Genomic DNA, 14,094 nt, shown 5'->3' with positions numbered 1-14,094 from the left:
TCGCGCGCAGGAGCGGGACGTTTGCACGGCCTGCGCATCGCCTCGGTCTGCGCGGATCGCTCCATCGCGAGCGCTGCGCGGCGCGCGGGTTGAAGGGGGTCGATCTGCGGCGGACCGCGACCATGAGCAGGAAGCCGCGTTCTGCGCGAGGCCGCCGATCCAGATGCGGTTCGCGTCGTCGGCGAGTCGTCGATGAAGAGAGAGGGAGAGCGACGTGCCTCCGATCGAGAGGCCCATCCGCGGAGCCAGGGAGCTGTCGGCGCGCACGCGACCGCCCTCGCCGCTCCAGTTCACGCCCTCGGACAGCGTCAGTCGGACGATTTCCTTTGCGTCCTCTGCGCCGTCTGCATCGTCCCGGACGAACATCGGTCCGCTTGGCCGTCCCCTGGGCATCGCGGAGGAGCCACTCTTCTCGCCCGTCCGGCAGATGGGGCGTGGCTTCAACCGCTCGCTGGCCCGGCGCACGTCACGCCAGCGCAGGCGCGCGCGGCGGTCGCGCCGGGCTGGCCGAGCCGCGTAAACAAATCAGCCGTCATCGTCAAGAGATCCCGGCGGCCGGGACGTTCGGAGGGGCGATCTCGGCCCAAATCAGCGGGTAGGCGGCCGCCGCCGCGCTGGGTTTGACCTCTCCCTCCGAACGACCGTTGCGCTCGACGTTCAGATGGACGACGCTGTGCGCCGCAGCCGGTGTCGGGCACGCTCCGGTTCGCGCTCCTTTTATCCACCGCGGGCCGTGACCAAGACACCCCCTCCTCCCATCACTGCCGGAACGGTCATCAATGACCGTTACGACATCCGTCAGAGCCTCGGTAAGGGCGGCATGGGCGAGGTCTTCCTGGCCTTCGATCGCTCGACGCAGCAGACCGTGGCCCTCAAGGTGGTTCGCGAAGAGTCGCGCATGCCAGGCGACGACGAGGCGCTCCGCCAGGAGCTCCTCCTCGCGCGCTCGGTGGGCCACCCGAACGTCTGTCGCGTGCACGACCTCGCGCCGAGCCCGTGGGGCCCCATCCTCGTGATGGAGCAGATCCCCGGGCAGACGCTCCACACGCACATCCGCAAGCGCAAGGCCCAGGGCGGCTACTCGGCGGACGAGTTCCGCAAGATCGCGAGCGAGGTCTGCAACGGGCTCGCGGCCATCCACGCGCAGGGCCTCGTGCACGGCGATCTGAAGCCGGGCAACGTGATGGTCTCCGAGGGCCGCGCGGTGATCCTCGACTTCGGCTTCGCCCAGGAGCGCGCGCGCGCCTCGGCGCGCCGCCCTGGCGCCCCGCCCGACGGCGGCACGCCGAACTACATGTCTCCCGAGCGGCTGCGCAACGGCGGCGCGAGCCCCGAGGACGACGTGTACGCCATGGCGTTGACCCTCTGGGAGATGTGGACCTGCCGCGTCCCGGAGCCCGGCTACAAGCCGCGGCTCAAGACGATGAAGCAGCAGATCATGTTCGACGTGCCGGCGGGCCTGTCGATCGACGAGGTGCGGCAGATCTTCCGCGGCCTCAACGAGGACCCGTCGATGCGGCCGCAGGCGCGGCACATGCGCTTCTTCAACCCGTCGCAGCTCACGACGAGCCCGATCCAGCTGCCGCGCGAGCGCCTCGATCCGGGCCCGCCGCCGGGCGGCGCGCTCAAGCTGAACTTCACCCCCGGGGCGCAGTCGCTGCTCGTGACGTACGCGACGAACGCGCCCGAGATCGTGGGCTCCCTGCTGCCGCTGCACGACACGAAGCTCGCGCTCGGCCGTCGCAGCGATCAGAGCCTGTGCGTGCCCGAGGCCACCGTCTCGGGGGCGCACGCGATCCTGAAGTGGCAGACGGGCTCGTGGTTCATCGAGGACCAGGGCAGCACGAACGGCAGCTACGCGGACTTCAACTACGAGCGCAAGTCGCAGGTCTCGCTGCTGCACGGCGGCGAGGTGCAGGTCGGCGAGTGCCGGATGAAGCTCGTGACGTTCGGCCCGGACTCCCCGCAGCACCGGCGCGCGAAGCAGTACCTCGCGAAGCGCGACGGCCTCACCGGCCTGCTCGTGCGCGAGCACCTGATGAAGGCGATCGACGAGGACGGCCTGTTCGCCGACTGGGCCGAGGTGCCGATGCAGGTCGCGCGGTACGAGCTGCGCGGGCCGAACCGCCAGGTCAGCGAGCGCCCGACCATCCTCGAGATGCTCGCCCTGCGGAAGGCGGCGCAGCGGGTGATCGATCTGACCGAGATGCTCCTGCTCAGCCTCACGCCGGCCGTCGCGGGCCGGACGGGGCCGCTCAAGTTCGTGGTCTCGATCGTGGGTCCGAGCATCGACGAGGCCCGTCACGTGGTCGAGCAGGTGGTCGCGCAGGTTCAGGGGATGCTCCCGGAGACGCTCGAGCTCGGCGCGACGCTGGTGAAGGGCGAGCCTGGGCGCCCTGCGCGGACGCTCATCGATTGAGCCTGAGCGCGTCCGATGAACAGCCGGCCTCCGTTCCCGTCCACCTCCAGTCCGCCGTCTCAGCCCTCGCCGTACCGCTACCTCGGTCGCGGCGGCAGCGAGCGCCCCGTGCGGCTCCAGATCATCATCGCGCTCGTCGCGGGCCTCATCGTGGTGGCGGTGCCGCTCTACCTGTGGCGGCGCCCGAAGCCCGAGTCGATCCCCTCCGCGGACGCCGCGACGGCTGACGCCGGCGCCTACGCCTGGGACGCGGGCGCGCTCGCCGACGCGGGCGCCGAGCTGTCGGAGGGCGTCAAGCTCTCGCCGTTCACCACGATCAAGTGCGAGAACCCGGGCCCGGGCACCACCCCGCCCGAGCGCTGCGATCACGTCACGTTCTTCGAGGACGGCCTGTCGCGCGCGATCCGCGACAACGTCCAGTGCGCCCCTTCCGGCAAGGCGGGCGTCACGGTGAGCTTCGTCCTCGAGATGGACTTCCGGCGCAAGCGGACCAACCTCTACGTGGGCAAGTCGACGACGGTGAGCCGCGCGAAGACGAAGGAGCTGCTCCGCTGCGTGAAGCGGGCCATGCCGACGCCCGACTGGGGGACGATCCCGCACCAGTACGTGAAGTACAAGATCAACGTCATGGCGACGTACCCTGCCAACGAGTCCTTCTGAGGCGAGCGGCTCGTGCGTAGCGCATCGATCGTCCTGATGCGCTTCGCGCTCCCGGCCCTCGGGGCGCTCGTTGCGATCGAAGCGCAAGCCCAGCAGGGCGGGACGGCAGCGACCGCCGCGCCGGGCCGGCGCGAGGGCTATTCGAGCTACGAGAGCGCCACCATCGAGCGTGTCCTGTCGCGCCTCGGCGCGACGCTCGAGCCTGCCCCCGAGGGCAAGATCGTCGAGGGGATCGACGTGGTCCCGCTCGAGGTGATCGAGGACCGCGATCCTGCGCCCGCCTTCCTGAACTGGTTCCACGCCCTCTCGCGGCCGTACGTCATCCGGCGCGAGGTGCTGCTCGCGGCCGGGCGCCCTTACGAGCAGGCGCTCGCCGACGAGTCGGCGCGCCACCTGCGCGAGCTGATCCAGCTGTCGCTCGTCCTCGTCTTCGCCGTGCGAGGCGGCGCTCCGGATCGGGTGCGCGTCGCCGTCGTCACCAAGGACGTCTGGAGCCTGCGCCTCAACTCGGACTACCGCATCGCCGGCGGGCAGCTCGAGTACCTGTTCCTGCAGCCCAGCGAGCAGAACCTGCTCGGTATCCACCACTCCGTCGCGGCGCAGCTCGCGCTCGATCCCGGCGCGCTCTCGCTCGGCGTCACCTACGCGATGCCGCGCATCGGGGGCAGCCACGTGCGGCTGCGGACCCAGGCGAACGCGATCACCGACCGGGAGACCGGCAAGCTCGAGGGATCGAGCGGCGAGTTCATCTACGGGCAGCCGCTCTACGCCACGCAGGCGGAGTGGGCCTGGGAACTCGAGATCTCCTGGCGCGACGAGGTGACCCGCCGCTTCATCGGCACGAAGCTCGCCACCTTCGACGCGGAGGCCACGCCGGGGGACGATCGCGTCCCGTACCGCTACCGGAGCGATCTCCTGGTGGGCAGCTACGCCGTCACGCGCAGCTTCGGCGGCGGCGCATCGAGGTCTTCGGCCGTGAAGCACGACGTCTCGGTGGGCATCGAGGCGAGCCGCAAGGCCTATCGCCTTGACGCGCCCGGGGGCCTCGCTCCTGCCGCGATCGCCGAGTTCGAAAAGCGCGTGATGCCTGTGAGCGACACCCGTGTCGCGCCGACGTTCAAGTACGCGACGTACTCGACCCGCTTCTTGCGCGTCCTCGACTTCAACACGCTCGCGCTGCAGGAGGACTACCGGCTGGGGCACGAGCTCGCGATCCTGATCTATCCGGTCACGACCGCGCTCAACTCCAGCCGGAGCTTCCTCGGGATCTCCGCCGCGGCCGCGTACACCGTCGCGCTCGGCGACGGCCTCGCGCGCGGCGTGGTCGAGACGGTCACCGAGCTCGACGGCTCGCAGATCTTCGACGCCTCCATCGAGGCGCGCGCGCGGGTTCACACGCCGAGCTTCGGCGTCGGGCGGCTCGTGTTCGACGTGCGCCTGTTCGACCGGTACAGGAACTACCTGAACCGGAAGCTGGTCCTCGGCGGCGACACACGGCTCCGCGGGTACCCGACGGCGGCGTTCATCGGCGAGGACGTGCTCTCCGCGAACCTGGAGCTCCGCACGCGGCCCCTCGAGATCTGGTCGTGCCAGGTCGCGGGCGCGGCCTTCTTCGACGCCGGCGACGCCTTCGACGGCTTCGATGATCTGCGCCTCAAGCAGTCGGCTGGCTTCGGGGTACGGGCCCTCTTCCCGCAGCTCAGCCGCGTCGTCATGCGCGCCGACTGGGGGGTGCCGCTGACGCGGGGCTACAAGGAGCCTGACGCGCTCCCTGGCGACATCCTCGTCACCTTCGAGCAGGCGTTTCCGATGCTCCCTGCGGACGAGTAGGGACGCCGCCCGCGCCGGGCGGCGCCGGTGGACCGCTCGCGGCCGCCGCGCTCGCGCCCGCGACGCGCGCGCGGTGCGCCGAGAACGCGCCTCGGAGCGCCGGCGTCACCGGCTCTCGGTCGAGCGTCGCGAGCGCCTCGGCCGCCGGCCTGCCCGCGAGCACCGCGTGCCAGGCCCGCTCGAGCGCTCCCCGCAGGCGCGCGGCGTCGTCCTTCGGCGGCTCCTGTCGCTTGCCCTGGCCGGCCTTCTCCGCGCCGGGGCCTTCCGCGCGCTTTCGATGGAACGCTCGAGCGACGCTGCCGCGGTGCGTGTAGCGATCTCCCTCGAACCCCGCGACGTCGAGGAGATCCGGCGCGATGGGATCCCCCTCGTCCAGCGGGATCCGGCCGGCGAGCTCCAGGATGCCATCCTGGTCGACGTCGAGCGCGAACCGCGGCGGCGCCGCGAGCTCGACGGCGTACCGGGCCGCGCCGAGCGGCTGCACGGCCCAGATCTCCAGCTCGCCTCCCTCGTTTCTGAGCACGACGTCCGGAGAGCCGTCTCGGTTGAGATCGGTCCCGGAGCGGAACACCCCGAGCTGCTCCGTCGCCTCCGGCTCGTGGCCGGGGAGGAGCGACGGTATCAGCTGGGTCGCCTGTCTGCGGTCCACGCGCCCGCTGTCGAGGGGCCCCGCGGCGATGACCACGCCGTGCGGCGTCGCCACGCGGACCGCCGAGGTGCGGCGCCCGAGCGCGTCGGTCCCGCTGTAGCCGCGCACCACCACCTCGCCGACGCGCCGTAGCGCGCCGCGGAGCTCGACCTCGAGCTTCAGCCCGAGCTCGGCGGCCTCCACGTCGATGGCGTGCAGCCGAGCGTCGAGGTCCGGGGGCGCGACGAACGCGCCGAGCGTCGGTCTGCCCGCTGCACCCCAGGGAGAAACCTGATGATCGCTGGCGCATGAGCTGGCGCAACTGACGCAGACGACGCAGACGAGGCGTAGAACGCCCATCGTCAGCGAGAGCTTTTCTGTTACGGTTCCCGTCCGCATGCGCCTGCTAGTAGCCGACAAAATGGACCTCTCGGCTCTGGAAGAGCTCAAGGTGCTCGGGATCGAGATCGAGTCCCGGCCGGAGCTCACCAGAGACACGCTGCCAGCGGCCCTCGACGGGATCGGCATTCTCGTCGTTCGTTCCACGGAGGTCACGGCGAAGGCGATCGCGTCTGGGCGGCAGCTCAACCTGATCGTGAGGGCAGGGGTCGGCGTGGGCACGATCGACGTCGCGGCCGCGAGCGCGCGCGGCATCTACGTGGCGAACTGTCCCGGCAAGAACGCGACCGCGGTGGCAGAGCTGACGATGGCGTTCATCCTCGCGCTGGACCGCCGCCTGGTCGATGCGACGTCGGAGCTCCGCGCCGGCCGCTGGGAGAAGGCGAAGTACTCGGTGGCCCGTGGCCTGTTCGGTCGGCGGATCGGGATCGCGGGGCTCGGCGCGATCGGTCGTGACGTGCTCCTGCGCGCCCGCGCGTTCGGGCTCGAGCCGCACGCCTGGTCGCGCTCGTTGACGCCGGGCCGCGCCGCCAAGCTGGACGTCAGCTATGCGCGGACCTTGGAGGATCTGGCTGCCCGCTCTGACATCTTCACCGTCCACCTGACGGCCACCCCGCAGACGCGCGGCATCGTCAGCCGGAGCGTCCTCGAGGCGCTCCCCGACGGCGCCATCGTCGTGAACGCCGCGCGCCCCGAGGTGATGGACTACGCCGCGCTCGAGGAGCTCATCCCGCGCAAGGGGCTGCGGGTCGGCCTTGACGTGTTCGCCACCGAGCCTGACAAGAGCTCGGCGCCGTTCGAGTCGCACCTCCTTGCTCGAGGGCTCGTCTACGGCACCCCGCACGTCGGCGCGCAGACGGAGCAGGCCCAGCGCGCGGTAGCCCTCGAGACAGCCCGGATCATCCGGGCCTTCATGACGGAGGAGGAGCTGCCCAACGTGGTCAACATCTGCGCCACGTCGCCCGCCCGCTACGCGGTCGTCGTCCGGATGATGGACAAGGTCGGCGTCCTCGCGAACACCCTCAGCGTCATGAAACGCCACGGGATCAACATCGAGGAGATTTCAAACACCGTCTTCGAGGGGGCCACTGCGACCTGCACGAAGATGCGCGTCTCCGGCCGGCCGAGCGAGGCCTGTCTGAAGGAAATCGCGGCGTTCGAGGAGGTCCTGCACGTCGATATCGTCGCGCTGCCGAATCTGGCATAACGCTGACGGACCCGGCGGGCGCGTCGCGTGACCGCCGCGCGGCGGGGAGCGCTCCAGCGCTGACGCGCCGCAGGCCGCCGTGAGGAGGAACCGGCGGGAGATCTCCGTCCGCGCAGGGGCGGTTTGCCCGTATCCCCCCTTGCATGAAGGCCCGCATTCGACTAGGTTGTCCGCCGACAACTAGGCGGATCCGCGAGCCGGGTTCCCAGTTCGGGGAATCGGCTCTTTTTTTTTGGCGCAGAGGCACCGGGCGCCCTCGCTCGGGGCCGATCGCGCTGGGAGGACCTGGATCCGCCGAAAGTGACGTCTCTCACATGCAGCAACCCATAGAGCCTTCGACCAGAGCCGTGTTCGACCTCGGGCGCGTTCGTGACGCCGTCGCGCCGGTGCTGGCCTCGCTTGGGGTCACGCTCGTCGATCTGGAGTGGATCACGGAGCGGGCGGGCTGGACGCTGCGGTTCACGATCGAGCGCCAGGACGCGGACCACGCGGACGACGTGGGCGGCGGGGTCACACTCGAGGACTGCGCGGACGTGTCGCGCGAGGTCTCATCGGTCCTCGACGCCGAGGATCTCATACCCAACCATTACAACCTCGAGGTCAGCTCGCCTGGCCTCGACCGGCGGCTGCGTACAGCGGCCGAGTTCGCTCGTTTCCTCGGCAGGACAGCGAAGGTGAAGCTGGCGCGCCCCGCGCAGGACGGTCAGCGGTTGCTCCGGGGCGAGCTCCTCGAGGCTCCGGAGGGGCAGGTCGCCGTGCTGGTCGACGGCAAGCGGATCGCGGTCCCGTTCGCGGATGTCGTGGAGGCGCGCCTCGTCTTCGAGCTCACGGCGCAGCCCAAGAAGGGGCAGCGGCAGGGCAAGGAGCCCGCTAAGGAGTCGGGGCAGAAGAAGCAGCTCGCGGAGGCGGCTCCGCGGTCGGGCTCAAAGCGGAGCGAGCGCGGCTCCGAGAAGCGCAAGTAGAGAGAAGAAAGATCAGGAGACAGGGACGTCATGGCAACGATGGCAGCGATGCCGACCTCGGAGACGAGCCTCGGCAGCATCCTCGATCAGGTCGCGAAGGAGAAGGGGATCGACAAGAAGATCCTCGTCGAGACGATCGAGGCCGCGATCTTGAAGGCCGCGCAGAGCGTCTTCGGCCCCACCCGCGAGCTCGAGGCGCGCTTCAACGAGGACACCGGGCAGATCGACCTCTTCCAGTACATGACCGTGGTCGAGGCCGTGACGGAGCCGGAGCGCGAGATCTCCATCACTGACGTGGACAAGCTGAAGCTGGATGCGACGCTGGGCGAGGAGCTCGGCTTCCAGGTCTTCTGGCGGCCCGAGGACGCGGAGAAGGCGCGCGATCAGGACAAGGAATACGGCGACATCCTGAAGCTCAAGCACGGCCGCACGACCTTCGGGCGCATCGCCGCGCAGACGGCGAAGCAGGTCCTGCTGCAGCGCGTGCGCGACGCCGAGCGTGATCTCATCTTCAACGAGTACAAGGATCGCAAGGGCGAGCTCATCCGCGGCATCGTGCGGCGGTTCGAGAAGGGCAACAACATCATCGTCGACATCGGCCGCACCGAGGGCGTGCTCACGTTCCGCGAGCAGACGCCGCGCGAGACGTACCGGCCCGGGGACCGCATCGTGGCGTACGTGAAGGACATCGATCGCGAGGCCCGCGGCCCGCAGGTCATCCTCTCTCGCTCCGATCCCCGGCTCGTCGAGAAGCTCTTCGAGGCCGAGGTCCCCGAGATCTACGAGGGCATCGTGCGGATCGTGTCGGTCGCCCGGGAGCCGGGCGCCCGCTCGAAGATCGCGGTGACCAGCCGCGACGCGGACGTCGACCCGGTGGGCGCGTGCGTGGGCATGAAGGGCTCGCGCGTGCAGGCGGTCGTCCAGGAGCTCCGCGGCGAGAAGATCGACATCGTGCCGTTCGATCGCGATCCGGCGCGCTACGTCATCGCCGCGATCCAGCCGGCCGAGGTGCACAAGGTGATCGTCGACGAGGCCGACGGGCGCATGGAGCTCGTGGTGCCGGACGAGAAGCTGTCGCTCGCGATCGGGCGCAAGGGCCAGAACGTGCGGCTCGCCGCGCAGCTGACGAACTGGAAGCTCGACATCATCAGCGAGACCAAGTTCAAGCAGATGGAAGAAGAGGCGATCTCCGCCTTGCAGCAGATGGACGTGGTGACGGAGCAGATCGCCAAGTCCATGTACCGGCTCGGCTTCCGCGCGCTCGAGGAGGTCAGCGAGGCCTCGGTCGAGGAGCTCGCGGCCATCCCGGGTCTCGGCGGCGTCGAGGCCGCCGATCGCATCAAGTCGCAGGCGGACACCACGATGGAGCGGCTGCGGCAGGAGCGCATCCGCTCCGCGAGCTCGCGCACCGAGCCGCTCACCGACCGCGAACGGCTGATGTTCATCCGTGGCGTCGGCGATCGGACGGTGGTGTTGCTCGAAGAGGCCGGGTACCGCAGCGTCGAGGACGTGCTGCGGGAGGACGAGGATCGGCTGGCGATCCGCACCGGCCTCGGCATCAAGAAGGCGCGCGCCATCAAGCAGGGGGCGCGGGATTTCGTTGAAAGCGAGCAGAAGGTGCTCGATGCGGCGCGGGCGGACGTTCGTCGCGCCGCAGAAGTGAGGCACGCGTAGGCTGCGAGGAGAAGTAGAGGACCGAGGATGGGATCAGCAGTGAGCAGACAGAGCGACGCGGGTGAGCGTGAGCCCTTCGAGAAGGGGCGAGTGCGCACGTGCGTCGGCTGCGGGGAGCGCGTCGGCGTCGACGACGTCCGCGGCGCTCGTCCGCTCGTCCGGCTCATCCTTGGTCCCGGCGGTGTGCTCGCGGTCGATCCGGGCGACGGCGGGTTCGGGCGGGGCGCACACGTCCACCCGCAGCAGGGCTGCCTCTCGGCGGCGGTCGCCCGGGGGCTCGCCCGCGCCGCGAAGGGACGTGTCCACGCGATCGTGGGGGCCGCTGGAGGAGGCGCCGAGGGCGCCGGCGATCAGGCGCAGGGCGTCGAGCCGCTCACGACCGTCTCGCTGGCGCGGGCGATCCGAGGGGCTACCGAGCGCCGGCTCCACGGGCTCGTCCGTGCCGCCGTCCGCTCCCAGAGCGCGGCGATCGGCGCCGATGCGGTCGTTGGGTCGTGCGTGCGGGGTGAGGCCGCGCTCGTCCTGGTCGCGTGCGACGCCGCGGCAGGCGCGGATCTGCCGGAGGTCCGGCGCGCCGTCGCCGAAGGGCGCGCCGTCGCGTGGGGCAGCACGCAGGGGCTCGGCGCCCTGGCGGGCGGCCCGCGCGAGCGCGGCGTGGCCGTGATGGCGATCTCTGCGACGTCGATCGCCGCTGCCATCGCGAACGCCGCGCACGTCGTGGACACGTGCGCGCGCGTCGAGCGGGGCGAGGAAGCCGCGGAGGGCGGGCGCCGCGGCGCCGGTCGCAGGGGGCGGCCTTCGCGCAGCGCGGCCGCCCGATCAGAAGAGGGTGGGAGCCCCGAGCAACGGAAGGCGCCGCCTGGCCATGCTGGCCTCTCGCGTCGCCGCGGGCCGGGGACGTCGGGCGTGGAGCTCGAGAACTCCGGGGCCGGGGTTCTCTCGGTGTCCGAGGATGTCGGGGGAAGACCCGGCAGCCTGGAGGGCGCGCTTACCAGCCGCGACGAGCGGCGGGTGCCGGAGAGTGGGTCCGGTCGGCTTCTTGCTACTGCGCCGGGCATGGGGGGAGGCGGCGCGGTCGGGGGCAGGGCGGCGGTGTCCGGTCCTACCGGACGCGCCTCGACGGTGGACAGAGTGGCCGCAAATCGTCGCCCGCGCGGATGGGTGAGGCGGATTGGTTAACGTGGAGCGAGGTGCATGAGCAAAGTCCGGGTCTACGAGGTCGCCAAGCAGCTGAACATGGACCAGAAGACGCTGGTCGCGCTCTTCCAGTCCATGGGTATAGGCGACGTGCGCAATCACATGAGCGCCGTCGAGTCCGACGTCGTCGAGCGGGTGAAGCGGCACCTCGAGCGGCAAAAGTCGCCTGAGGTGGTGGAGGAGAGGATCCGCCCCACGGTCGTCAAGCGCCGCGCTCGGCCCGGGGCCGAGCCCGAGCCGTCCTCGCCGGGCCGCGGGCCTGACCTGTCGGAGGCGCCCGTTCGCGCTGCTCCGGAGCCTGCGCCCTCTCGGCCTGCGGCTGAGCCCGCTCTGGCTTCGCCGCCGCTCGAGCGCGCCGCTCAGGAAGAAGCGCCCCGCCGCCCCGTTGCGCCGCCCGCCGCTCCCGTCGCAGCGCCCTCGGCGCCGGCCCCCGAGCCGGTCGTCGCCGTGAGCCCGCGCGAGCCTGCTCCCGCACCCGCGCCCAATGCGCCTGCCCCGGCGATGCCGCCTGTTGCGGCTGCGCCCCCTGCGCCGCCGCCCCCGGCGGCTCCCGCTCCCGCAGCAACCGCGCCTGCCGCGGCGTCCGCGGCCGCGGAGGAGACGAAGGTGACCTCGCCCGAGCCGAAGCCTGCGCCGCCTGTCGCGGCGCCGCCTGCCACCGCCGCCGCGCCGGCGCCCGTCCCCGCTGCGGCTGCGCCCGAGGCGCCAGCTGCCGCCCCCGCGCAGGCGGCTGCGCCCGCGCCGATCCCTGCGCCTGCCGCAGCGCCCGCAGCGGCGGCGCCTGCCGCAGCGCCTGCGCCTGCCGCAGCGCCTGCGCCTGCCGCAGCGCCTGCGCCTGCCGCAGCAGCCGCAGCGCCCGGAGCAGCCGCGGCGCAGACGCCGACCCGGCCGCAAGCCGCGCCCTCGGCGCCTGCTCCAGCGCAGGGGGCGTCGCGGCCGACGTCGCCGCCGCCCGCGCCGCAGCGGCCTGCAGCTCCGGCCGCCGCCCGCCCGGGCGCTCGGCCGACCACGCCGCCTGCGCCCGCGGCCAAGCCGGAAGAGCCGGCCGGCGCGCCGGGACAGGCGCCGCGTCGCCCGTCCTCGCCGCCGAAGACCGGCATCGAGGTCTGGCAGGGGCGCCCCGGCGTCACGATGCCGGCTGCACGCACCGGCACACCGCCGGCGCGCCGCACGACCTACGATCCGCGCGCCAACGCCCAGCAAGCGCGCCCTGGCGGTCCTAGCTTCGGTCCGGGCGGTCGGCCCATGGGCGGTCGGAACACTCGCCCGGGGATGTTCGGGCGGCAGCGCCCGGGAGGCGGCGGGCTCCCGCGCAAGCCGGTCCAGGTCTCCACGCAGGAGATGGCCTCGCACAAGAAGGTCATCAAGATCGAGGAGCAGGTCACGCTTCAGCAGCTCGCCGCGAAGATGAGCCTGAAGGCGACGGACGTGCTCATGCGGCTCCTGTCGATGGGCATGACGGGCGTGAACATCAACAGCACGCTCGACGCGGAGACGGCGAAGATCCTCGCCAGCGAGTTCGGCTGGAGCGTCGAGGACGTGGCCGTCAGCGAGCAGGACACGCTGACCGCGGCCATGCAGGCCGGGGCCGACACCGACGAGGAGGTCGAGATCCGGCCGCCCATCGTCACCGTCATGGGCCACGTCGACCACGGCAAGACCTCGCTCCTCGACAGGATCAGGAAGGCCACGGTCGCCGAGGGAGAGGCCGGCGGGATCACCCAGCACATCGGCGCTTACCGCGTCGAGACGCCGCGCGGCACGATCGCGTTCCTCGACACGCCGGGCCACGAGGCGTTCACGGCGATGCGCGCCCGCGGCGCCTCGCTCACCGACATCGTGATCCTGGTGGTCGCGGCCGACGACGGCGTGATGCCTCAGACCAAGGAGGCGATCTCGCACGCCCAGGCCGCGAAGGTGCCGATCCTCGTCGCGGTGAACAAGATCGACAAGCCGGGCGCCGACGCCGACAAGATCAAGCGCGACCTCGCCGCGCTCGGGTTGCAGCCCGAGGAGTGGGGCGGCGAGACGATGTTCTGCAGCGTGTCGGCGAAGATGGGGCAGGGCATCGACCAGCTCCTCGAGTCGGTCCTGCTCCTCGCCGAGGTCCAGGACCTCCGCGCCAACCCGAAGAAGCGCGCCAGCGGCACCGTCATCGAGGCGCTGCTCGATCGTGGCCGCGGCCCGGTCGCGCGCGTCATGGTCCAGGACGGCACGCTCCGCACGGGCGACATCCTCCTGGCCGGCGCCGCGTGGGGCAAGGTCCGGGCGATGACCGACGAGCTCGGGCGCTCCGTCGCCGAGGCCGGCCCCGCGACGCCCGTCGAGGTCCTCGGCCTCAACGAGGTGCCGAGCGCGGGTGATCCCGTCCACGCCGTCAAGGACGGGAAGACCGCGGAGGAGATCGCCGAGACCCGCCGCAAGAAGGCGTCGAAGACGCTCATTCCGCAGGATTCGCGCGTCTCGCTCGAGTCCATCACGAAGAACCTGCAGGAGGCCGATCAGCTCGAGCTCAAGCTGATCATCAAGGGCGACGTGCAGGGCTCGGTCGAGGCGATCGTCCACGCGCTGGCGAAGCTCTCGACCCAGAAGGTGAAGGTCACGATCGTGAACGGCGCCGTCGGCGGCATCACCGAGGGCGACGTCAACCTGGCGGTCGCGTCGAAGGCGATCATCGTCGGCTTCAACGTCAGGCCGGCCGGCAAGGCGGGCGCTCTGGCCGAGAACGAAGGCGTCGAGATCCGGCTCTACAACATCATCTACAACGCCGTCGACGACATCCGAAGCGCGATGGAGGGGCTCCTCCCCGCGACCAAGGTGGAGAAGGTCCTCGGCCGCGCCGAGGTCCGCCAGGTCTTCAAGATCACGAAGGCGGGCACGGTCGCCGGCTGCATGGCCATCAGCGGCTCGGTCAAGCGCACCGGCGAGGCGCGCCTCATCCGGGACAACGCCGTGGTCTGGACGGGTCGCCTGTCGGGGCTGCGCCGGTTCAAGGATGACGTGAAAGAGGTGGTCGAGGGGTTCGAGTGCGGTATCTCGCTCGAGGGCTACTCGGACATCAAGGAGCGCGACATCATCGAGAGCTTCGAGATCGAAGAGGTCAAGACGAAGCTCTGAG

Annotated in this window: 9 protein-coding genes; 8 read left to right on the top strand and 1 reads right to left on the bottom strand. The window is 71.2% G+C overall.

Annotation, left to right across the window (positions count from 1 at the left end):
• The first annotated feature begins 733 nt into the window (after nt 1-733).
• Genes WMF45_RS32375 through WMF45_RS32365 form a run of 3 tightly spaced genes read left to right on the top strand, consistent with a single transcriptional unit; the run spans nt 734 to nt 4,909 of the window.
• Nucleotides 734-2,419 carry a protein kinase domain-containing protein gene (locus WMF45_RS32375; RefSeq protein WP_437542728.1) on the top strand — a complete coding sequence of 562 codons (1,686 nt, stop codon included), beginning with the start codon at nt 734-736 and terminating at the stop codon, nt 2,417-2,419.
• A gap of 15 nt (nt 2,420-2,434) precedes the next feature.
• Complete coding sequence (locus WMF45_RS32370) at nt 2,435-3,079, top strand: hypothetical protein (RefSeq protein WP_437708900.1); 645 nt, start codon at nt 2,435-2,437, stop codon at nt 3,077-3,079.
• Nucleotides 3,080-3,091: 12 nt separating this feature from the next.
• Nucleotides 3,092-4,909, top strand: coding sequence for a hypothetical protein (locus WMF45_RS32365; protein WP_437708899.1), 1,818 nt, complete (start codon nt 3,092-3,094; stop codon nt 4,907-4,909).
• On the opposite strand, the gene WMF45_RS32360 is transcribed toward WMF45_RS32365, so the two are convergent.
• Nucleotides 4,866-5,897, bottom strand: a complete 1,032-nt coding sequence (locus WMF45_RS32360) for an FG-GAP repeat domain-containing protein (protein ID WP_437708898.1) — start codon at nt 5,895-5,897, stop codon at nt 4,866-4,868. The two genes, WMF45_RS32365 and WMF45_RS32360, sit on opposite strands and share 44 nt — an antisense overlap.
• Before the next feature lie 61 nt (nt 5,898-5,958).
• Here WMF45_RS32360 and WMF45_RS32355 point away from each other — a divergent pair, with 61 nt between their 5' ends.
• From WMF45_RS32355 to infB, 5 genes are all read left to right on the top strand, one after another.
• On the top strand, nt 5,959-7,143 hold the full coding sequence (locus WMF45_RS32355) for a phosphoglycerate dehydrogenase (RefSeq protein WP_437708897.1): 1,185 nt from the start codon (nt 5,959-5,961) through the stop codon (nt 7,141-7,143).
• Between the two features lie 314 nt (nt 7,144-7,457).
• On the top strand, nt 7,458-8,105 hold the full coding sequence (rimP, locus tag WMF45_RS32350; protein WP_437708896.1) for a ribosome maturation factor RimP: 648 nt from the start codon (nt 7,458-7,460) through the stop codon (nt 8,103-8,105).
• 30 nt (nt 8,106-8,135) lie between these two features.
• Nucleotides 8,136-9,779: a transcription termination factor NusA gene (gene nusA / locus WMF45_RS32345; RefSeq protein ID WP_437293702.1), complete on the top strand. Its 1,644-nt coding sequence runs from the start codon at nt 8,136-8,138 to the stop codon at nt 9,777-9,779.
• Between the two features lie 27 nt (nt 9,780-9,806).
• Nucleotides 9,807-10,958, top strand: coding sequence for a YlxR family protein (locus tag WMF45_RS32340; RefSeq protein WP_437708895.1), 1,152 nt, complete (start codon nt 9,807-9,809; stop codon nt 10,956-10,958).
• 15 nt (nt 10,959-10,973) lie between these two features.
• Nucleotides 10,974-14,093: a translation initiation factor IF-2 gene (infB, locus tag WMF45_RS32335; RefSeq protein WP_437708894.1), complete on the top strand. Its 3,120-nt coding sequence runs from the start codon at nt 10,974-10,976 to the stop codon at nt 14,091-14,093.
• Nucleotide 14,094: the final 1 nt, after the last annotated feature.

The sequence above is a fragment of the Sorangium sp. So ce448 genome (genome assembly GCF_051520915.1).
GTDB classification, from domain to species: Bacteria; Myxococcota_A; Polyangia; order Polyangiales; family Polyangiaceae; genus Sorangium; species Sorangium cellulosum_B.
The sequence above is the reverse complement of the archived record's forward strand: the minus strand, read 5'-3'. Positions and strand labels throughout refer to the sequence as shown.

Excerpts from the sequence above, each read along its gene's own strand:
- infB (WP_437708894.1), top strand. The coding sequence starts at position 10,974 with ATGAGCAAAGTCCGGGTCTACGAGGTCGCCAAGCAGCTGAACATGGAC.
- WMF45_RS32370 (WP_437708900.1), top strand. The coding sequence starts at position 2,435 with ATGAACAGCCGGCCTCCGTTCCCGTCCACCTCCAGTCCGCCGTCTCAG.
- WMF45_RS32340 (WP_437708895.1), top strand. The coding sequence starts at position 9,807 with ATGGGATCAGCAGTGAGCAGACAGAGCGACGCGGGTGAGCGTGAGCCC.
- nusA (WP_437293702.1), top strand. The coding sequence starts at position 8,136 with ATGGCAACGATGGCAGCGATGCCGACCTCGGAGACGAGCCTCGGCAGC.
- WMF45_RS32360 (WP_437708898.1), bottom strand. The coding sequence starts at position 5,897 with ATGGGCGTTCTACGCCTCGTCTGCGTCGTCTGCGTCAGTTGCGCCAGC.
- rimP (WP_437708896.1), top strand. The coding sequence starts at position 7,458 with ATGCAGCAACCCATAGAGCCTTCGACCAGAGCCGTGTTCGACCTCGGG.
- WMF45_RS32355 (WP_437708897.1), top strand. The coding sequence starts at position 5,959 with ATGGACCTCTCGGCTCTGGAAGAGCTCAAGGTGCTCGGGATCGAGATC.